Here is a 22,088-nt window from a genome sequence, read left to right on the forward strand (position 1 = left end):
ACTAAAATGGGAAAAATATCGGTATCAAAAATGATGCGGCTACCCAGACGATAAAGTTAAGAGGAGTTCCGAATTTTAAAAAATCCCGGAAGCGATAATTTCCAGGAGCGTAAACCATCGTATTTACAGGATAACTTACTGGCGTCATAAATGTAAGGGAACACGCAAACATCACCCCAATCAAAAATGGTCTTTCACTTACCTGCATTGCGCCGGCCAGGCTAATGACAATTGGGGTCATGAGCGCAGCGGCCGCTTTGCTGGACAGCACGTTGGTGGAGAGGAATGTAATCAGGAAAATCAGGCTGAGCGTCCACCGGGGATCCAGGCCTCCCAGGGATTCAAAGATATACTGCGAGATAATTTCTGAACCACCTGTTTTTTCCAGTGCCTTCCCCATTGAAAGTACGCCAGCCATCATAAAAATCACCTTCCATTCGATGGCTTCGTAGGCTTCCTGCGGTTTCAAAATAGTCAATGTGATGAGCAACAAACTGCCAATCATGGCGCTGATCAAAATGGAAGTGATATTCAGTGCGGCTGCTGAAACCACCCCGATGACGATGAGCAATGCCGGGATGGCCTTTTTATAATCCACTTTTTTACCCTGATATTCTGAAAGGGTTACCAGTAATTTATCAGTAGTCAGTGCGTTCAGCGCTTTTTCCGAAGCAAACAACAGCATCATGTCACCTTCCCGGAGCGTGACGTGCGTTACATCCTCGGTAATGGTTTCCTTCCGGTGGCGAATGGCCAGCACGGAAGCATAATACACACTTCGAAAGTTTAATTCTTTCAATGATTTACCCGCGAGTTCAGAGCCATAGGGAATCATTACTTCAAAAATCTTTTTTTCTTCGTTCGGTCTTTGAAGTTTGTTGGGAGTTTTTTCCGGAGCCACTTCGTGAATGTCTTCTTCATCACCAATCAGCGCTACTCCTTTTTTTATCTTAAGCTTGGCCAGGTTTACCGGGTCTACCAAAATACGAATCGTATCGTTGCTTCGCAAAACGGTTTCCCCATTGATCTCGTAAACCCGGGTATGTTTGCGTTTGATACGGAGGATCTGCACTTTATGATCCACAACGAGATGCGACCTGGAAATAGGAATATTAACATCTTCACTTTCTGGCAACAATTCAATTTCAGCCATATAGCGTTCGGCTTCCTTCTTCAGGCCGGCGCCTTCAGGTGGTGTTCGCTTCGGAAGAATAAGGGGCCCGAGGAGAAAGATATAGGTCAAACCAATGGCCATAAGGCATAGTGCAACCAGAGAAAACTCGAACATTCCGAAGCCTTCCTGCCCCAGCTGTTCCGCATAACCGCTCACCAGAATATTGGTGGAAGTGCCTATGAGCGTACAGGTTCCACCGAACAATGCCGAAAATGATATGGGGATCAATAATCTCGCGGGACTGATCCCGGTTTCGCGGCATACCAGCAAAGCAACCGGAATCAGAATGGCAACCACGGCCGAATCGTTGATGAATGCTGATAAAACGGCAGAAGTGAGGCATAAAGAGACCAGTGCGAAAAAGTAATTGAGCCGCGCGATCCTGATCAGTTTGGCACTAAGACCATCGATGATTCCAGACTTAAAAATGGCGGCACTAACCACGAACATACAGCCTAATGTGATCGTCGCAGGGTGATTGAAACCGGAAAAGCCTTCTTCCGGGCTAAGCACGCCGGAAACTATAAATAGAGCCATGATGATAATCGAGGTGGTGTCGATCGAGAAATAATCCCGAACGAACAGGATGATCCCAATAATGATGATCGCAACCGTAAGATACAGCTCCATTTTCTGGTTGGTTTAGTAATTCAGTCTCCTATTAAAGATATTAATTCTTTTAATTTGAAGTTATTTATTTCTAATTTCCGGAACATTTTTTACTGAAACTATGCATTCTGAAAATTTACCGGAAGCCTGGCTGAGAGGCCCGGTGGCGGGAATTCCCGCGTTGTTGCAACCTGTGGCTCATGCGCTCATTCAGTCCAGGGAAGAGATCAGGAATTATACACGGGATTTTCCTGGAAATTTGTTGTGGGACCGCCCGGCTGGAAGAGCTTCGGTCGCTTTTCACCTGCAACATATTTGCGGGGTCATAGATCGAATGCTGACTTATGCGGAAGGAAAATCTTTGACTGAAGAACAGTTTTCATACCTTAAAAAGGAGGGGGTGATGCAGGAAACGATCAGCCTGGATACTTTGGTTGAAAATGCCGAAAATAAGATTGACGAAATGCTGCAAATATTACCGGAAATCCCTTCGGAAAGTCTTACCGAGTTCAGAGGTGTTGGCCGGAAGCAATTGCCCTCCACGGTATTAGGGTTGCTATTTCACGCGGCGGAACACACCCAGAGGCATATTGGCCAGATGCTGGTAAGTATTTCAGTTGTAAAAGAGCAGGCTTAAAAAGGAAGATTGTCGAGATCCACATTTCCACCAGAGAGAATCACCCCGATCTTCTGAGCCTGAAATCGTTCTTTTTCTTTGATAATGGCGGCCAGTGTCGTGGCGCTGGATGCTTCTACGATAATTTTCATGTGTTGCCAGATCAGTTTCATTGCCTCCAGTATTTCCGGCTCCTCCACACGTATGATTTCTGAAACATTATCTAAGATGATCGGGAAATTGACATCTCCGAGCTGGGTTTTCAAGCCATCTGCAATCGTTTCAGCCGACTCATTTTGTTCGATTTTTCCACTTTTTAAGGAGCGCCAGGCATCATCAGCAGCCTTAGGTTCGGCTCCGATGCAGGTAGCCTTTTTTCCGAAGTGTTTTACAGCAAGAGAAGAGCCAGCGATGAGCCCGCCACCTCCAACCGGGCAAATAATGCTTGCGAGCTCCGGCTGTTCCTGCAATAATTCCAACGCCGCGGTTCCCTGGCCCAAAATGACATCCAGGTCGTTCGAAGGATGAATGAAAGTAGCGCCGGTATTCTTTACGATTTCAGCTGCGGTTCGCTCTCGATCTTTCAGCGTCGAAGGGCACTCCGTAATCTGCCCGCAGTAGGTTCGCACCGCCGCTTTTTTTACTTCCGGAGCAGTGTCTGGCATCACGATATAGGCAGGAACTCCAATACTTTTTGCGGCTAGTGAGAGCGCCTGGGCAAAATTTCCGGAAGAGTGGGTAACTACGCCATTCTTCTGCTTGGACTTCGGAAGATTTAAAATCGCATTCGCCGCACCCCGCATTTTGAATGCACCCATCTTCTGAAAATTCTCACATTTAAAGAAAATTTCAGCACCGGTTAATTGGTTAATGAGCGTGGAAGTGAGCACCGGCGTGCGGTGAATATAACTTTCGATCCTTTTATGAACCTTGAGAAGCTGTTCGCTGGTTGGCTGCATTTTTTATTTCGAATATAGGAAATACCTGGCAAGCTCGGCCTAAATTTCCTCAATCGGAATAGTAAGCATGGGAATTTCAGATTTTTTCAGCAGCTCCATGGAGACGTTCTCCTGTAACAGGTTGTGCAAAAAACTATGTTTGTGCGTGCCTACGATCAATAGATTTACCTGAAGTTTCTTAGCTTCCTGCATCACTGTTTCCACGGTGCTTCCCTGAATGAGTAAGGCTTCGCTGTCAATGCCTTCGCTGAGAAAGTTTTTGCATACCTCCTGTAGATTATGATGTTCTTCCCGGTATTCTTCAGCCTTCAGATCCCGAATGTATTGAGGTCCGGGTTGGTAGCCCACGAAATCGGGTTCCGGATCGGCCACGTGAACGATCCAGACCTTGGAATCATATTTTGCGGCCAGGCTATCGGCATAGACCATTAATTCACCAATGCTGTCATTAAAATCTACAGCTACCATGATATTTTTGAAAGCGTCCATATTTCAGAAAATTAGTTAGTATCCTTTTTCCAGTTCTACTTCATGCCTGAGAGGTTTGCCATCCATCATGCGGTCATAATTTTCAATGATCTGTGGCACTACCGACTCGGGGCTGGTTAGACTGGCAATATGGGGCGTGATATTGATCTTTTCATGTTCCCAAAATGGATGTTCATCTGGTAAAGGTTCTTCCCTGAAAACATCAAGAGAAGCCCCGCTAAGATGACCATTATCGATCATTTCCAGCAGGTCGTGTTCCACCAGGTGTTCCCCGCGTGCCACATTGATCACGTAAGCTCCTTCGGGAAGCATGTCGAAAAGGTCTGCATTCAGGATATTGCGCGTGTCTTCTGTAAGCGGAAGAAGGCACACGAGAATTTCAGCATGACTAAGGAACTCTTCCATTTGCTCTTTTCCGTGGAAGCAGGTAATATTCTGGCAATCTTTTTCAGTACGAGACCAGGCATAGACCTGAAAATTATTCTTATGAAGTTTTTCGGCAACGGCATCTCCTAAAACTCCAAGTCCCATAATCCCGATTTTAGTGTCCTGAGGGCGGCCATACTGGGTTCGATCCCATTTCTTTTCGGTTTGGTGTTTGGTATAATCTTGTATTTTACGAAGCCGGGCCAGAGCCTGGGTGAGCACAAAATTGCTCATATCCTCGGTCATTTTATCATCCACTACCCGGGTAATCTGGATATCGTCTGGCAAAGCAGGATCGCTTAAAATATGGTCTACGCCGGCACCCATGCTGGCGATAACTTTCAAATTGGGATAATTCTTAAATATTCCGCGGGGATGATTCCAGGTTAACGCAAATTCTACGTCTTCTTTCTGGTGGTCTTCGGGATAAGCATAACATTCAATGGCTGAATCTTTTTTACGTATGGTCTCAATCCAGTTTTCGGGATCCCTTCCCGGGCATACAATCAATAACGACATAAATTTTTCTTTTTCATTTTAGCTCACGAAAGCACTGTAACCGGTAATGGCACGGCCTACGATAAGCGAATTAATTTCTTTGGTTCCTTCATAGCTGTAGATCGCTTCGGCATCTGCCACAAATCTTGCTACATCATATTCCAGCAGAATTCCATTTCCGCCCATAACTTCCCTGGCCTGGCTTACGGTGTCCCGCATTCGCAGAGAGCAATAAACCTTTGCCAGGCTCGCATGTTCATCTTTCAGTAAACCCTGATCCTGTAATTCAGATAGCCTGAAACAGAGGGTTTGCATGGAGGTAAGATTAGAAAGCATTTCTACCAGGTGATTTTGTACCAGCTGGTAAGAAGCAATCGGTCTTCCAAATTGTTCCCTCTTTTTGGTGTATTTCAAGGCGCTTTCATAAGCCCCTCGGGCACAGCCAACGGCCTGCCAGGCAACGCCGGCGCGGGTCATTCTCAAGACGTTAGCGGTATCTTTAAATGAATTAGCATTCTGAAGGCGATCGCTTTCAGGAACTTTACAATCGGTTAAAGTGATGATCGCATTCTGAACGATTCTCAAGGCCATTTTATCCTGGATCTTTTCGGTTTCGAATCCCGGATTTTCCTTTTTAACCAGAAATCCTTTCACCTGGTTGGAATCCAGATCGCGAGCCCAGATAATGGTAACATCAGCAAAAGTGGCATTCCCGATCCATTTTTTCTGACCGTTGAGCACCCAGTTTTCGCCATCAAATTTACAGGTAGTTTCGAGTCCGCCGGCTACTCCAGAGCCCACATTTGGTTCGGTTAAACCAAAGGCTCCGATCTTTTCCATTTTCTGCATCTTCGGAAGCCATTCCTGTTTCTGTTCTTCACTTCCGCAAAGGTAGATAGAACCCATTGCCAGCCCGCTATGAACTCCGAAAAATGTGGATGTGGAAACATCTACCCGCGCAATTTCCTGTGCGATGATACCTTCCATCAAAAACGGCAAATTTGGGCATCCATAGCCTTCATAGGGAACACCTACGATATTCATTTTTTTGAATTTATCGATGATCTCAAAAGGGAACTGGTCCTTCTTCCAGTAATCATTCACAAGCGGCCTGATCTCATCTTCCATGAAATTGCGAACTTTTAATTGCAGTTCGCGTTGTTCCGGAGTAAGTTTCAGGTCAAGGTTGTAAAAATCCCCGTCAATAGGAGGGAGGTCGTGTTGTCCTTTTTTATTCTTGGTTTTTAACATTCTCATCAAACCCACTAACTGTCGGTCATCGAGTTTGCCTAAAGTTTTCATGGCTTCGGCGAGATCGATTTTCTGGTTGATCTTGGCCAGTTGATCCATATCAACCGACTGTAGTAGCTTAACGGTGTTTCTGATTTTTTTAAATAAAGACATTGGAAACCTGCTTGGTGAATTTTAAAATTAGGGATTTAAAATGCGCACCGTTGTTAAGGTTTTCCGAAGAAATGATAAAATTGAAAGCTCTTAATGAGCTTCAGAGTCTATTCAAGAGGGATCAACACCTCTTCCTCTGCTGGTTCCAGTGGTTCCGGCTCGTCTTTAAGGGTGACGGTAAAAGTTTCTTTTACACGCTTGCTTACCAGGAAATACGGGATCCAGATACCTGCCCTGAAAAAAGCCTTCAAGGTTTCGCCATAGAATTCACTCTCTTCCTGTGGTGTAAAATAATCTGGCATAAGGCTGAGGGCGATCACGGTATCGGCCAAAAGAAAAACGAAGCTAGCCGCCAGATAGACGATCATAACCTTGGGCGCGATTGTTCGCTTTTTAAAGAAAACGATAGCCGCAAATATTCCGAAGACCAGGATTCCACAGTTATAGATCATTTCGAAAAGAATAAATAAGGTCATTCCCGGATTTCCTGTGCGCCAGAGTTCCCAGGTGGCAGGTCCCAGATATTCCGGTGTCTGAAATAATTGAACCAGCATGACGACAGGTGCGACACAAAGGCCGATGGCGATCAAAACCAACCAACCGCCAATTGGGCGGTGAAAAACCCTGGGATCTAATTCTGGCCGAGGATCGTAGCGGTAATACACCTTATAACATAGAAATGAAAAAGCAAAAAGGGCAATAGCGATGATCATCACAGACGGCCAGCTGATGCCCGCCGTGGCGATACTATCGCCCAAACCTTTATTGTAGGTGATGCTATAGGTAAGATTTTTCTGTATTTCCTGGATATCACTTACATAAGCCGAATAGTCTTCCGGGGCTACAAAAGCGCTGAGGTTTTTGTAAGAATGGCTAATGTCAATTCTTTTTCCGGAGCCGCTGACTTCATAGTTGTACTGAAAATTTTTATTAGAAATATTTACCTCGTCTTCTTCAATATTCCAACTTTCCGGAAGGATTACCGCGATATTATGATTAATGTTCAGTTCATCATTCAAATAAAAAGGCATTTTTCTGTTCGTATTTTCTGAAGGAAATACATAGCTGTCCAGGGAAAGAGGATAAAAATCGGCCTGTATGATCTGATCGTTTTCAGGACTCGGTGACCAGAAACCAGGGATTTTATAAGATTCAGTTACAATGATTTTATTCTCCCCTCGGAAGTCGTCAAAAATAATCTCTTCATCGGCCTCGATACTGGGATACATGAGTCGGTAATAATCCAGGTAATTTTCTTGTATCGACTCCAGGCTGCTATCAGAAAATTCACTTCGGCGGGCATCCGCATTCGAGCCATAATAAGTCGTGCTAACGTTCATGGTGGCATCACCACCAATATCTTCCACATGAATGGTTTCAAATATCTCTACCGGTTTGGATTCGTTCGATGGGAATTTGACAATTTCCGAAGACGAATTGGACAAGACCAGTCCAAATTTATAATCTGGAGAATAGGTCGAATAGAGGTAACCGCCCTGGTTGTTAATGGTAGGATCTATATAACGAACGCCTTCATCGGTCTGCACCTGCACGATACAATGGTCAAAAAGCTTGGCAGAAGGCAGCATTTCAGTGATTTCCTGGCCGCCGACTGAATTCAGTAAAACCGGAAAGGCTTGTATTCCCTGGGTTTTCAAAAGTTCTGCCAGCAAGAGGCTTTTATCCTTACAATCTCCAAAACGTCTTTCAAAAACTTCTTTTGGGTCACTTGGTTTATGGGAGTTCAGTCCGCCTTCGAAACCAAGATAGCGAATGTCATCCTGTACAAAACGCAGGATTTGGGTCAGGCTGTCTTCATTGGGTTCAAAAAAATCGTTTGCCAGCTGCTGCTGAAGGAATTTCCTGGTAGCGTGGTCTACACGGAAATAAGGCTCATAATTGCCAACTACCTGTTTCCAGCTTGTATATTCTGAAAACTGCACATAGGAATTGGCGTCGTACCAGGAAGGGACATTGTCTTCATAATCTACAGTTTTTGGCTGAAGGATGTCAAAAGCATAACTTTTAAGACCATTTCGATTGGAAATCTTTGGTTCGAGTTCTGAATTAAACACTTTATAGTGAATAGGGCGATCTGTAAGAATTTCGGTGTGTAGTCTGCCAAGAGGAACTGAAAAATCGAGGTAATACGTATTCTGATATTTTCCTTTATGTACGGGGTTGTAGCCGTGGAGTGTGTACGAATATTCGATAATATCGTTCACCCTTACGTCTGAAATATTTACAATTGCCGTCAGGCTTCCATCAAAAATGTGACGTTCCATATTGCTCTCTCGCTGGACGGTCTGGATGTCTTTCAGATATAATTTATTGATGGTTTTTCCATCACGAATGATCTTCAAACTGTGAAATTCGATGTCTTGGTATTCAGGATCGAAATCTATTGTAATGTCGCCGGCATCCTGAATTCCCTGGCTGGAGAATATCTGGTAGGCGCGGTGGCGAAAAGATTTTTGCTGCGGAATATGATCTTGGTTGTCGACCAGCAGATATAGAAAACTACCCGCTTTTTTTTCAAGTGCCTCATCAGCGTTTTCAAACTGAACAGGCTGGATCCAGTCTGGTAGTTCAGTGATTGAAATTTTGCTGCTTTGCGAAAAGACAAAACCAGACAGGAGACAGGTGATTAGTACCTGCATTAATTTTTTGGAAGTCATAAAGAAATCTTAAAGAAATCTAAATAACTGAAAAATAATTTAATAAAAGAAATTTTTTAAGAACCGAACTAAAACAAAAAAGCCGCTTCGAAGCGGCTTTTTCAAATATTCCTTATTCGTTCATAGGAATTTTTTCTTTCACTTTTTCAACGAAATCCAGCTTTTCCCAGGTAAACAATTCTACTTCTTTCGTGATCTTTCCGCTGTACGGACTCTCAAAAATCTTTGTAACTGTCCTCGGTTCTTTACCCATGTGGCCATAAGCCGCGGTCTCGCGATAGATAGGATTTCGAAGTTTCAGGCGATCTTCAATCGCTGCTGGACGCATATCAAAGATCTCACGTACTTTTTTAGCAATTTCGCCATCACTAAGATCGGTGTTTTTCTTTCCGTAGGTATAAACTGAAATAGAAGTCGGTTCCACAACTCCAATAGCATAAGATACCTGAACTAGAACTTCAGGAGCCACACCGGCTGCTACCAGATTCTTCGCGATATGTCTGGAAGCGTAAGCTGCCGAGCGATCTACTTTAGAAGGATCTTTACCTGAGAAGGCTCCACCACCGTGCGCACCTTTTCCGCCATACGTATCCACAATGATTTTTCTTCCGGTAAGCCCGGCATCTCCGTGAGGTCCGCCAATCACGAATTTCCCGGTTGGGTTAATGTGATAGACGATATCATCATTGAATAGTTTCTGAACATATTCTGGCAACTGCTCCTTCACGCGCGGAATCAGAATTTCCACGATGTCTTCTTTGATCTTTTTCAGCATCGCGTCGTCATCGCTGTCAAAATCATCATGCTGAGTAGAAACCACCACAGCCACGATTCGTTGAGGAACATTATCATCACTGTATTCAATGGTTACCTGACTTTTTGAATCAGGTCGTAAATATTCGATTTCCTTTCCTTCGCGACGAAGCTTTGCCAGTTCGATCAGGATCTTATGAGAAATATCCAGCGCCAAAGGCATGTAATTTTCCGTCTCATTGGTCGCGTAACCAAACATCATTCCCTGGTCACCAGCTCCCTGTTCCTCTTTATTTCCGCGGTCCACACCCTGGTAGATATCCTGGGATTGTTCATGGATCAAAGAGATCACACCACAGGAATCACCACTGAATTTGTAGGCACCTTTGGTATAACCAATGTCGTTGATCACGTCCCGAGCGATATTCTGAACATCGAGATAGGTGTTACTGCGAACCTCACCGGCAAGAACCACCTGTCCTGTCGTTACAAGAGTTTCACAGGCAACTTTCGATTCTTCATCAAATGCCAGGAAATTATCTAAAAGTGTGTCGCTGATCTGGTCAGCAATTTTATCCGGATGTCCTTCAGAAACACTTTCCGAAGTAAATAAGTAAGCCATTCAACTACCTTTTTTAAGATTTTACGAATGGAAAAATTTGACAGGTGCGGCTAATGAGAAGTTCAATACTACTGCTTTAGCATTTTGAATACACCTCGGTGTATTTAGGGTTGCAATCAGTCAAATCTGTCCCTTTCAATAATTGGTTACAAATGTAAAAAAATAAGCGCGATAGCAAATTAGTTTAACGTCATTTTATTCTTCTTGTAAAATTCGCTGTTATCCGTTCAACAATAATTATTCAAATTTTGAGATTTTGGGCGTTGCGCTTCGGCTTTTCAAGCCTCGCGCCGGGCTTTCGCGGCTCGCTTTTTCCGCTGCACTCCAAAGAGCTCAGACAACCCGCTCAATCCCTAACGCAAATTTTTTTCTTGTCTGTTATAAAATCCGTCACCCTGAACTTGATCAGGGTCTTTCTCAAATACAATAGAAAAATTCAATTCTTAATTCTGTATTCTCAAAAATCAGGCAGATAAAATGAAATTTCAATAAATCTTTTGCAATTGCTTGGAAATTAAAAAAGTCCGTCGTTATCTTTGTACCGAATCAATGAAGACAATGATCAGAACAATTTGTAATATGATGATGCGAATGATGTGGAATACTTCCGCAGCGCATCTTATTGCATAATTCTGAAAAGATATATTTTGCAAAAAGCCGCTGCCAACCGCAGCGGCTTTTTTTGTTCTTATTAAGCTTCGTCAAGCCGAACTTGTTTCAGCTTCTTAAAAGATCCTGAAGCGGGTTCAGGATGACGTAAAGGATAAAAAGCATGCTGAGCCTGAAAAAAGATATATAAGGTGAGCATAATGAAAATTTTAAAATAATAGAAAATGAAAAATTTGGTAATGGTAGAAATGATAATGTGTAGCATGATGATGCGTATGCGCAGCATGAGTCGCTATTACCAAAACTTGAGATAATTTAGTTGTAAAGTTCAATTCACAAGTCTCCCTGGTAATAGCAAAACAAGGGAGACTTTTTTTTATCACTGAATTAAACTTTAAAAAACAACATCATGAGTACTCAAAAATTTTCAACACAGGCATTACACGCGGGACACAATACTAAATTAAATGGCGGAACCCGCGCCGTGCCGATTTATCAAACAAGTTCATACGTGTTTAATGACAGCGATCATGCTGCCGATCTTTTTTCGCTGGCAAAACCAGGCTTTATTTATACACGCCTAAATAATCCTACCAATGATATCCTGGAACAGCGCCTTGCTGCCATCGAAGGAGGAATTGGAGCGGTGGTAACCGCTTCGGGAACCGCAGCCATCAATACTGCTTTGCTGACTTTGCTAAGAGCCGGTGATCATATCGTGGCTTCCAGCAGTCTTTATGGCGGGACCTACAATCTTTTGAAAAACACCTTACCGAGATTCGGGATCACTACAACATTTGTAGATCCTCAAAATCCTCAGAATTTCACTAAAGCGGCAAAGGAAAACACGCGTGTTTTCTTTGCGGAATCTTTAGGAAACCCGAAACTGGATGTGCTGGATCTGAAAGCGATTTCAAAAGAAGCAAAGGCTTACAAAGTACCTTTTATTGTTGATAATACGGTAGCCACTCCATATCTATTAAATCCGATTGAGCATGGGGCTGATATCGTGATTCATTCACTTACAAAATATATTAATGGAAATGGAACCACTCTTGGAGGTGTGATCATCGATGCTGGTAAATTCGACTGGTCCAGCGGGAAATTTCCTGAATTTACCGAGCCTTCTCCAGGCTACCACGGACTCGTTTACCACGATGTGCTGCAGGAATCAGCTTTTATTGCTAAAGTAAGAATCGAAGGTTTGCGTGATCATGGTGCAGCTTTGAGTCCTTATAACGCTTTCCAGATCATTCAGGGCTTGGAAACTTTAAAAGTTCGAATTAAAGAACATAGCAAAAATGCACTCGAACTGGCAAAATGGCTGAAAGAGCAGCCGGAAGTGAAATGGGTGAACTATCCGGGTCTGGAAGACAATAAATATTACGATCTGGCGAAACAGTATTTACCGGAAGGTCAAAGTGGGCTGGTAACCTTTGGTGTGGAAGGTGGTTATGAAGATGCCAAGAAAATTGCCGATGAAACCCAAATTTTCTCCTTGCTGGCAAATATTGGAGATACCAAATCTTTGATCATTCACCCGGCAAGTACCACCCATCAGCAATTAACCGAAGAAGAACAGGCTACAACCGGTGTAACCCAGGATTTGATCAGATTATCTGTCGGTCTGGAAGATATCGAAGACCTGAAATCAGATCTGAAAGGTGTATTTACAAAGTTGAAAAAGAGAGATTTAGTTTAATTATTTGAGTTTTGATTAGATGATCCGGGAGAGTTCAGGCTTTCCCGGATTCTTAAAAAAAGAAAATGCTACACGAATTACATATTCAGGATTTTAAAAATTCCGGCGGAACGATTCAGGATCTAAAACTGTCATATGAAGTCTTTGGTCAGCCGCTAAATTCGGCGCCTGTGGTCATGATCAACCACGCACTTACCGGCAATTCCAATGTTGCGGGCGAAGATGGTTGGTGGAAAGAGATCGTCGGGGAAGAAAAATGTATCGACACCAATAAATATACGATCCTCGCTTTTAATATTCCGGGTAATGGATATGATGGTTTTATCATCGAAAATTATAAAGATTTTGTCGCTCGCGATATTGCAGAAATTTTTCTGTTGGGTCTTCAGCAGTTGAAGATTGACCAGCTTTTTGCACTGATCGGAGGTTCTTTGGGTGGCGGGATCGCCTGGGAAATGGCCGCGATCAATCCGCTTATAACGCAAAACCTGATACCAATCGCAACCGACTGGAAATCGACCGACTGGCTGATTGCGAATTGCCAGGTGCAGGAATTATTTCTGAATAACTCCAAGAATCCAGTTCATGATGCAAGAATGCACGCGATGCTTTGTTATCGTACACCGGAATCTTTTAAATCACGTTTCAAAAGAAGTACCAACGAGGAATTGCAGGTTTTCAATGTGGAAAGCTGGTTGTTGCACCATGGTAACAAATTGCAGGAACGTTTTCAACTTCCAGCCTATAAGTTGATGAACCAATTATTAAGAACGATCGATGTTTCTCGTGGAAGACCTGAATTAGATAAGATACTGGAGCAAATTCAGGCTAATATCTGCATTATTGGGGTCGATTCCGATCTGTTTTTTACTGCGGAAGAAAATAGAGAAACCCATAGACAGCTTGCCCAAAGTAGCAATAAGGTGACTTACAGCGAAATTCATTCGGTTCACGGTCATGACGCTTTTTTGATCGAAGCCAAGCAGGTAGAACAGATCATCTCCGGAATTTTCCAGCGGGGAAATAAGCTAAAAATCGTCAAATTTGGCGGAAAATCTCTTTCCAATGGAACCGGGATTCATACTGTTCTGGAGATCATCGAGAAAAAGATCAAAGATCAGGAACGAATTGGGGTGGTCGTTTCAGCAAGAGGAAAAACAACCGATCAGCTGGAAGAACTTCTGGAGCTGGCAGCTGCCAATCAGGATTATTCTTCTGAATTTGAGAAATTCAGGAAATATCAGCACAGTGATTTTGCTGAGGTTGATTTTTCCGAAGAATTCAGAAATATAGAAAATGTGCTGGAAGGCGTGCGGTTGCTTGGTGATTACAGCGTGAAGGTGAAAGACCAGTTGTTGGCTCAAGGAGAGATCCTTTCTGCGAAACTGATAACGGCAATTTTACAGGAGCGCGGCCATAAAGCTCATTTTACCGATTCCCGTCAGCTTTTAAAAACCGATGACAAATTTGGAAATGCGCAGCCGCTGGAGGCGATTTCAAAAGAATTTTTCCTGAAACATTTCGAGCAACACAACGGGCAAACGGTCAATATTGTGACCGGTTACATCGGTTCTACAGAAAATGGCGAAACCACCACGCTTGGTCGAAACGGAAGTAATTATTCCGCAGCACTTATTGCGAACTATCTGGATGCGGAAGAGCTTCAGAATTATACACATGTTGACGGGATTTTTACTGCGAATCCAGATCTGGTTCGCAGTGCACAGCGAATTGAAGAACTTTCATATAACGAAGCGAATGAGCTGGCGAATTTTGGTGCGACCATTTTGCATGCGAAAACCATCATTCCACTAATTGAAAAAAATATCCCGTTACGTATTCTGAATACGTTCAATAACGACAACCAGGGGACTTTGATCACCGCGAAACCTACGAAAGAGGGCATTAAATCGCTTTCGGTTTTGGAGCATACTTCTCTTTTAAATTTGGAAGGACGCGGACTTTTGGGGAAATCGGGTGTTGATGCTCGAATTTTCCGTGCACTTGGAGACAGCGGGATTAGTGTGAGCATTATTTCCCAGGGTTCTTCGGAAAGAGGGATTGGACTGGTGGTCGACGCAGAAAATGCCAATCGTGCGGTAAGCGCTCTGCAACGGGAATTTGAAAGTGATTTCTATTCCAAAGATGTGAACAAGATCTCTGTGGTAGATGACGTCTCGGTAATTTCGATCGTGGGCCAGGATCTAAGTACTTTTCACAAGCCTTATAATGCATTGATCAGGAACCAGATCGTGCCGCTGCTTTTTAATAATACCCTCACCGGGAAAAACGTGAGTCTGGTGGTGAAAAAAACGCAATTGCATAAAGCTTTGAATGTGATTCATGGGGAGATTTTCGAAGTTTATAAAAAGATCAATATTGCCATTTTTGGCCATGGAAATGTTGGCGGAACTTTGATCGATCAGATCCTGCAATCGGCTGCATCCATCGAAGAACGAAAGAAAATCAAACTGAATGTTTTCGCGGTGGCAAATTCCAGGAAACTGTTACTGAACGATCGTGGAATTTCAGCCGATTGGAAGGAGGAATTGCAAAATTCGGAAAGAACCTCTTCGGTTTCAGAAATTCTTGATTTTGCGAAATTGCATCACCTGGAAAACCTGATCGCGGTGGATAATACGGCGAGCAGGGATTTTGTTCAGCAATACCCTAAATTGGTGAAAAATGGGTTTGACCTGATCTCTTCCAACAAGATCGCGAATACGCTGGACATTCAGTTTTATAATGAATTAAGAGAAAACCTGGAAAAGAATCAGAAGCGGTATTTGTACGAAACCAATGTAGGCGCAGGACTTCCGCTAATCGATACCATTAGAATCCTGCACCTTTCCGGAGAAAATATTACCAGGATTCGCGGTGTCTTTTCAGGGACTTTGAGTTACCTTTTTAATACTTTTTCTTCGGAAGACCGCTCGTTTAGCAGCGTTGTAAAAGATGCGATCGGAAAAGGCTTTACAGAACCAGATCCGCGGGAGGATCTGAATGGAAATGATGTGGGAAGGAAATTGCTCATCCTGGCTCGTGAACTGGATCTTCAGAATGAATTTGAAGATGTAAAAATCAAAAACCTAGTGCCGGAAGAATTCAGAGGCGGGGATGCGCAGACGTTCATTTCCAACCTGGATAAATTAGATGAAACCTATCAGAAAATAAAAGAAGAACAAAAACCGAATCATGTTTTGCGTTTTATTGGCGATCTTTCCGGAGACTTGCAACAGGATAAGGGAGAACTGGAGGTCAGTTTGGTTTCTGTACCCGATGACAGCAGTCTGGGACAGGTAAAAGGAGCCGATTCGATTTTCGAGATTTATACCGAGTCTTACGGCGATCGACCAATTGTCATCCAGGGTGCCGGTGCAGGAGCAGCGGTTACCGCTAGAGGTGTATTTGGAGACATTTTAAAATTATCAGAAAAAATAGCTTAATGGAAAACTTTGAAACAATTGCCGTACGAACACAAACGGAAAGAACCCAATTTCTAGAGCATTCTACGCCACTTTATCTTACTTCAAGTTATGTTTTTGAAGATGCTGAAGATATGCGCGCCAGTTTTGCGGAAGAAAAAGAGCGCAATATCTATAGCCGGTTTACTAATCCCAATACTTCTGAATTTGTTGAGAAAATTGCCAAAATGGAAGGTGCGGAAGCCGGTTATGCGTTTGCCACCGGAATGGCGGCGGTCTTTTCAACTTTAGCGGCCCTGCTGAGCAGCGGTGATCATATCGTTTCTGCAAGATCAGTTTTTGGCTCAACGCATGGCTTGTTTACAAAGTATTTTCCGAAGTGGAACATCAGCCACAGTTATTTCAACGTACAGGAACCGGAAACAATTGAAAGCCTGATCAAGCCGGAAACCAGGATTCTGTTTGCTGAAACTCCCACGAATCCCGGAGTGGATATTCTGGATTTGGAATACCTTGGTGAAATTGCCAAAAAACACAATTTATTGCTGATCATCGATAACTGTTTTGCAACGCCATACCTACAGAATCCTATCAAATTTGGAGCAGATCTTGTGATCCATTCGGCTACCAAAATGATAGACGGGCAGGGAAGAGTGCTTGGCGGTATCACGGTAGGTAACGCGGAATTGATCAGGGAGATCTATCTTTTCAGCAGGAATACCGGTCCCGCGCTTTCGCCTTTTAATGCCTGGGTGCTTTCGAAAAGTCTGGAAACTCTCCCGGTAAGGGCGGAAAAGCACTGTGAAAATGCACTAAAAGTGGCAGAATTCCTGGAAGCGGAAGCGAATGTGGAATGGGTGAAATATCCTTTTCTGAAATCGCATCCGCAGTATGAGATTGCGAAGAAGCAAATGCGACTGGGCGGAAATATCGTGGCTTTTGAAATTAAAGGTGGTGTGGAGGCCGGAAGAAAGTTTATCGATCACCTGAAATTCTGTTCAAGATCGGCAAATCTTGGAGACACGCGCTCCATCGTGACTCACCCTGCTTCGACAACGCATAGCAAACTGAGCCGGGAGGAAGCGCTGGAAGCCGGGATTTCAGAAGGGCTTATTCGGGTCTCTGTAGGACTGGAGCATGTGGACGATATTATTGCAGATCTAAAAAACGCGTTGAACAATTAAAGAAGGCAGGCGGATAATTTTTATATTCGCCTTATGCTTTCAAAAAAGACCAAGTACGGAATTAAGGCTCTTAGCTATATCGCGAGAAAAGAAGGCAAGAGCCCGGTGCAGGCTTCAGAAATATCGGAAAGTGAGAATATTTCTCAGAAATTTCTGGAGAGTATCCTTTTAGAGCTTCGGAAATCTGGTTTTCTGGGGTCTAAAAAAGGAAAAGGCGGAGGCTATTACCTGATCAAGGAGGCAAAAGACATTAAAATGACTGCGGTGATCAGGGTTTTGGAGGGACCCATTGCGATGGTTCCCTGCGTAAGCCTTAATTATTATGAAACCTGTGACGATTGCCCGGATGAGAAGTTCTGTTCGGTGCATAAGCTGATGATCCAGGTTCGGGATGCCTCTTTAAAGGTGCTTGGGGAAAATACACTGGCTGATATTTCTCATTTTCAGGAAGCTGGTGTTAAAAAATAAAATTTAGTTAGAAATTAATTGGTAGTTAAGTATTTGAAGTTTAGTTTTGCTTAAAACCTAGTAAGTCGATAGGATTATAGGTTTTTAAAATTTAGCTTCTTAAAACGGAAGATTATGAAGAAGTATTCAGAAGAAGAATTAAAGACATTGAACCACCAGTTGCGTGGGATCGATCCATCAGAAGTGTTGCGCTGGGTTCTGGCAAGCAGTGAGAATCCGGTTATCACCACTAATTTTAGACCTTATGAAGCGGCGATCCTGCATTTGGTTACTGAAGAAAGACCTGAAACCACAGTAGTTTGGTGTGATACGGGATATAATACGCCGCAGACTTATCGCCATGCAGATGAGGTGATCCAGTTACTGGATCTGAACGTGAAATTATATACGCCAATCCATACCGCGGCATATCGCGATGCAGTTAATGGAGGAATACCGGGAATAGACAGTCCGTTTCATGATGAGTTTACCCGCCAGGTAAAATTGGAACCTTTTCAGAGAGCGATGGCCGAGCAAAAACCAGATGTCTGGTTTACAAATCTGAGAAAAGGGCAGACCGCCTTCCGTGATAGTATCGATATCCTGAGCTATAGTAAAGATGGGATCTTAAAAGTGAGTCCGTTTTATCACTGGAGCGATGAAAAACTGGATGGTTATCTGCGAGACAATCACCTGCCGAACGAATTTAAATATTTTGATCCTACAAAGGTTTTATCGAACCGTGAGTGCGGATTACATGCTTAATAAGATGAAAATGACTTCTAAACATTTCAATTTTTCGACGATGTGTATGTGTATGCGCTTTATGCCTCACACCTAGAAGTCTATTTTATAAACTGAATTATAAAAAGTCCTTTAGGTAAGTACACCAAAAGGACTTTTTTCATTTTAAACTGAATTAATTATGCAAAGTTTTAGAACCGAAATCGAAAATCCCGTTGTAGAACAGGATATTCTGGATTTGGAGAAGAAGATCAGGCAATTCCGTGAAGGAAAGGCTGATGAGGAGAAATTTCGAAGCCTGCGTCTGGCGCGTGGCGTTTATGGGCAGCGGCAATCGGGTGTACAGATGGTTCGTATAAAACTGCCTTTTGGAAAGGTCACCTCAGAACAACTGCATCGCATTGCAGATGTTTCCGATGAATATTCCACCGGGAGGCTGCATATTACCACGCGCCAAGATATCCAGATCCATTTTGTGAGCCTGGACCGCACTCCGGAGTTGTGGGCGCAATTGGAAAAAGATGATGTAACGCTTCGTGAAGCCTGCGGGAATACGGTTAGAAATATCACTGCTTCCCCAGATGCCGGGATCGATCCGAAAGAACCTTTTGATGTATCCCCTTATGCGGAAGCAACTTTTAAATTCTTTCTGCGGAATCCGATCTGCCAGGAAATGGGACGGAAATTCAAGATCGCATTCTCGTCTTCTGATGATGATACGGCCCTGAGTTATATCCATGACCTTGGTTTTATTCCGAAGATTCAGGATGGAAAACGCGGCTTCAAAGTGATGTTAGGCGGCGGACTTGGTTCCCAGCCTCGTCATGCTGATGTACTTTCCGATTTTATTCCGACAGAAGAAATTATTCCGCTTACAGAAGGAGTGCTGAGAGTTTTTGATCGCTATGGCGAAAGAGCCAAAAGATTGAAAGCAAGAATGAAATTCCTTATAAAGGATATCGGCAGAGAAGCTTTCCTGGAATTGGTCGAGGAACAAAAAACATCTCTCTCCGGGAAACAACCTGAATTCGAAATCGAAAAATTTGAAGCTGCTCCGCCTTTGCAAAATGTGGAAGCTCCTTCGGTAAATATTGAAGATCAGAAAGCATTTGAAACCTGGAAAAATACGAACGTCGCTCCGCAAAAACAGGAAGGTTTATTCTCCATCGGGATTCGCGTTCCGCTAGGCGATTTTTATACCGGTGGAGCTCGAAAACTGGCTGATCTGATTAAAAAATATGCGGGTAATGAACTGCGATTGACCTTGAGACAGGATATTTTGATCCGTCATGTACGCGAAGAATTTCTGCCTTTTTTTTATTCGGAATTAAAGGAACTGGGTTATGCGGAAGCCGGTTATAATAAAACCGTTGATATTACCGCCTGCCCGGGAACCGATACTTGTAATCTTGGAATCGCCAGCAGTACCGGAATTGCAGATGTACTGGAAGATGTACTGAAGGAAGAATTTCCAAATTTTGTGAATGGTCGCGATATCACCATCAAGATCAGCGGGTGTATGAATGCCTGCGGACAGCATAATATGGCTGAAATTGGCTTCCAGGGAATGTCTATCAAATCTGGAAAAGCTGTTGCTCCAGCACTTCAGGTGTTGCTTGGCGGCGGGGTACTTGGAAACGGTGAAGGAAGATTTGCCGATAAAGTCGTGAAAGTTCCTAGCAAACGTGGACCGGAAGCGCTGCGAATTCTGCTGAAAGATTTTGAAGCGAATGCTGAAAACGACGAGAAGTATGTGAATTATTACGATCGCCAGGGTAAAACATATTTTTACGATCTCTTAAAAGATCTGGCCGATACCTCCAATCTAACGGAAAATGACTTTATCGATTGGGGTCACGAAAAACCTTATATAAAAGCCGTTGGAGTGGGAGAATGTGCCGGTGTGGTGATCGACCTGGTCGCTACTTTGCTGTTTGAAAGTGAAGAAAAGATCGATAACGCAAAAAGCGCATTGGAGCGTGGAGCTTATTCCGATAGTATCTATCATGCATATTCATCAATCGTCAATTCAGCTAAGGCATTGCTGACCGCGGAAGATATCAAAACAAATACCCATGCGGGAATTATTTCCCAGTTTGATGAATCTTATGTCGAAACCGGGAAAATCGAACTTTCTACTTCGTTCAAGGATTTTGTATATCAGATGAAAGAAAATGAGCCGACAAAAGCTTTTGCTGAAAAGTATATCGAGGATGCATCCCTTTTTCTAAAAAGAGCCGATGCTTATAGAACAAGGGAGGTGCAAAATGTATAATCAGCCAAAATTAAGCGTTGTCGGTGCAGGACCGGGAGACCCGGAGTTGATCACCATTAAAGCGGTTCGCGCACTGGAGTCGGCTAATGTCGTATTGTACGACGCGCTGATCAACCGTGAATTACTGGAATATGCACCTCAGGCCGAACATATTTTCGTTGGAAAAAGAAAGGACCGGCATCGCTATTCTCAGGATGAGATCAATGAACTGATCGTGAAATATGCTTTGGAGCGCGGCCATGTGGTGCGTTTGAAAGGTGGCGACCCGTTTATCTTCGGAAGAGGTTCTGAAGAGATCAATTATGCAAGAAAACATCGACTGGAAACTGAGGTAGTTTCAGGAATTACTTCTTCCATAGCGGTGCCGGCAAATGTCGGGATTCCGCTAACGCAAAGAGGAACTTCTGAAAGTTTTTGGGTAATCACGGGAACAACATCCAGCAAGAAACTTTCCGAAGATGTAAAGCTGGCAGCACAATCAACCGCTACCGTTGCCATCTTAATGGGAATGGGAAAACTGGAGGAAATCGTAGAGGTTTTTAAAAGCTTCGGAAAAAAGGATATTCCTGTTGGGATTATTCAGAATGGAACAACGGTCAATGAGCGATCGGGTTTCGGAACCATAGATACGATTGTGGATGTCGTTTCAGATAAAAAACTCACTTCCCCCGCAATTATCGTGATCGGCGAAGTGGTGAAAGAAGCGAACGCTTTGCAGGAAGTTTTTCAGAATGTGCAAAATATTCCGCAGCAATCAAAATTAATAAATGCCGGAGCGGCTTAAGCCAGGAACGTTATCCTAAACTGGTTTCAAAATCTGTGAGAAGCTGAAATCGAAGATTCAACGAAATTAAACAAGCTGAACCTGACGGATAAAAGAATTGAAAAATGGAAGAAAGAAACGAACTATACCCGGTTTTTCTAAAGGTTAGCAAACTGAACGTGTTGATCGTAGGCGGCGGAAATGTGGGGCATGAAAAACTTCACTTTCTGCTGAAATCGAGTCCGAATGCGAATGTGGAGGTTGTCGCAAAATGGTTTGCACCGGAAGTGATCGAATTAGCGAAAAAACATAATTTAAAACTGACAAAAAGCAGTTATCGCAGGAAATTCCTGAAGAAGAAGCATTTCGTTGTAGCGGCTACTAATGACGCCAGGCTGAATAAGCGGGTTTATCGTCATGCTAAAAAGCGGTACCTGTTGGCCAATATCGCCGATACACCGGAACTATGCGATTTCTATATGGGCGGAATTGTGAATAAGGGTCATGTGAAAATAGCCATTTCCACGAATGGGAAATCACCAACTACAGCCAAGCGTTTGCGGCAGTTTTTTGAGGAGGTGATCCCGGAAAATGTGAATGAAATGGTTCAGAATTTAAATGAATACCGGAAAACCCTGAAAGGCGATTTCGAAGCCAAGGTGATCCAGATGAATACGATTACAGAATCTTTAATCTCAAAAAAAGAATAAA

General features: G+C 43.3%; 16 protein-coding genes. 9 read left to right on the top strand and 7 right to left on the bottom strand.

Features of this window, described 5'->3' with window-relative positions; translation table 11 throughout:
* Position 1 precedes the first annotated feature (1 nt).
* Positions 2–1,804, bottom strand: a complete 1,803-nt coding sequence (locus GRFL_RS10310) for an SLC13 family permease (RefSeq protein WP_083644544.1) — start codon at positions 1,802–1,804, stop codon at positions 2–4.
* A 100-nt stretch (positions 1,805–1,904) separates the two neighbouring features.
* Between GRFL_RS10310 and GRFL_RS10315 the strand changes: the two genes are divergently transcribed.
* Positions 1,905–2,420, top strand: a complete 516-nt coding sequence (locus GRFL_RS10315) for a DinB family protein (protein ID WP_083644545.1) — start codon at positions 1,905–1,907, stop codon at positions 2,418–2,420.
* Here the strand turns inward: GRFL_RS10315 and GRFL_RS10320 are convergent.
* From GRFL_RS10320 to metK, 6 genes are all read right to left on the bottom strand, one after another.
* The gene (locus tag GRFL_RS10320) at positions 2,417–3,358 is read right to left on the bottom strand and encodes a threonine ammonia-lyase (protein ID WP_083644546.1); all 942 of its coding nucleotides are present in this window, start codon (positions 3,356–3,358) and stop codon (positions 2,417–2,419) included. The genes GRFL_RS10315 and GRFL_RS10320 overlap by 4 nt on opposite strands.
* A gap of 39 nt (positions 3,359–3,397) precedes the next feature.
* A complete protein-coding gene (locus tag GRFL_RS10325) occupies positions 3,398–3,847 on the bottom strand; it encodes a universal stress protein (protein ID WP_083644547.1) in 450 nt (149 codons plus the stop codon).
* 15 nt (positions 3,848–3,862) lie between these two features.
* Entirely contained in the window at positions 3,863–4,792 is a 930-nt protein-coding gene (locus tag GRFL_RS10330) for a 2-hydroxyacid dehydrogenase (protein ID WP_083644548.1), read from the bottom strand.
* A gap of 18 nt (positions 4,793–4,810) precedes the next feature.
* Complete coding sequence (locus GRFL_RS10335) at positions 4,811–6,175, bottom strand: acyl-CoA dehydrogenase family protein (RefSeq protein WP_083644549.1); 1,365 nt, start codon at positions 6,173–6,175, stop codon at positions 4,811–4,813.
* Positions 6,176–6,282: 107 nt separating this feature from the next.
* Positions 6,283–8,835 (bottom strand): DUF3857 domain-containing protein, encoded by a 2,553-nt coding sequence (locus GRFL_RS10340; RefSeq protein WP_158091618.1) that lies wholly within the window; start codon positions 8,833–8,835, stop codon positions 6,283–6,285.
* A 130-nt stretch (positions 8,836–8,965) separates the two neighbouring features.
* Positions 8,966–10,228 carry a methionine adenosyltransferase gene (metK, locus tag GRFL_RS10345; protein WP_083644551.1) on the bottom strand — a complete coding sequence of 421 codons (1,263 nt, stop codon included), beginning with the start codon at positions 10,226–10,228 and terminating at the stop codon, positions 8,966–8,968.
* A 1,018-nt stretch (positions 10,229–11,246) separates the two neighbouring features.
* Here metK and GRFL_RS10355 point away from each other — a divergent pair.
* The 8 genes from GRFL_RS10355 (at position 11,247) to GRFL_RS10390 (ending at position 22,087) form a co-directional block, all read left to right on the top strand.
* Complete coding sequence (locus GRFL_RS10355) at positions 11,247–12,539, top strand: O-acetylhomoserine aminocarboxypropyltransferase/cysteine synthase family protein (RefSeq protein WP_083644553.1); 1,293 nt, start codon at positions 11,247–11,249, stop codon at positions 12,537–12,539.
* A 65-nt stretch (positions 12,540–12,604) separates the two neighbouring features.
* Positions 12,605–15,985, top strand: a complete 3,381-nt coding sequence (gene thrA, locus GRFL_RS10360; RefSeq protein ID WP_083644554.1) for a bifunctional aspartate kinase/homoserine dehydrogenase I — start codon at positions 12,605–12,607, stop codon at positions 15,983–15,985.
* A complete protein-coding gene (locus GRFL_RS10365; RefSeq protein ID WP_083644555.1) occupies positions 15,985–17,148 on the top strand; it encodes a trans-sulfuration enzyme family protein in 1,164 nt (387 codons plus the stop codon). Before thrA ends, GRFL_RS10365 begins: the two co-directional genes overlap by 1 nt.
* 33 nt (positions 17,149–17,181) lie before the next feature.
* The gene (locus GRFL_RS10370) at positions 17,182–17,616 is read left to right on the top strand and encodes an RrF2 family transcriptional regulator (RefSeq protein ID WP_083644556.1); all 435 of its coding nucleotides are present in this window, start codon (positions 17,182–17,184) and stop codon (positions 17,614–17,616) included.
* Positions 17,617–17,730: 114 nt separating this feature from the next.
* Positions 17,731–18,360, top strand: a complete 630-nt coding sequence (locus tag GRFL_RS10375; protein ID WP_083644557.1) for a phosphoadenosine phosphosulfate reductase domain-containing protein — start codon at positions 17,731–17,733, stop codon at positions 18,358–18,360.
* A 160-nt stretch (positions 18,361–18,520) separates the two neighbouring features.
* A complete protein-coding gene (locus GRFL_RS10380; RefSeq protein WP_083644558.1) occupies positions 18,521–20,614 on the top strand; it encodes a HEPN domain-containing protein in 2,094 nt (697 codons plus the stop codon).
* Positions 20,607–21,398, top strand: coding sequence for a uroporphyrinogen-III C-methyltransferase (cobA, locus tag GRFL_RS10385; RefSeq protein WP_083644559.1), 792 nt, complete (start codon positions 20,607–20,609; stop codon positions 21,396–21,398). The genes GRFL_RS10380 and cobA overlap by 8 nt, the downstream gene beginning before the upstream one ends.
* A 104-nt stretch (positions 21,399–21,502) precedes the next feature.
* A complete protein-coding gene (locus GRFL_RS10390) occupies positions 21,503–22,087 on the top strand; it encodes a precorrin-2 dehydrogenase/sirohydrochlorin ferrochelatase family protein (RefSeq protein WP_083644560.1) in 585 nt (194 codons plus the stop codon).
* The last annotated feature ends 1 nt before the right edge of the window (position 22,088 follow it).

Origin of the sequence: Christiangramia flava JLT2011 (assembly GCF_001951155.1) — a bacterium.
In the GTDB taxonomy this organism is placed as follows: Bacteria; Bacteroidota; Bacteroidia; order Flavobacteriales; family Flavobacteriaceae; genus Christiangramia; species Christiangramia flava.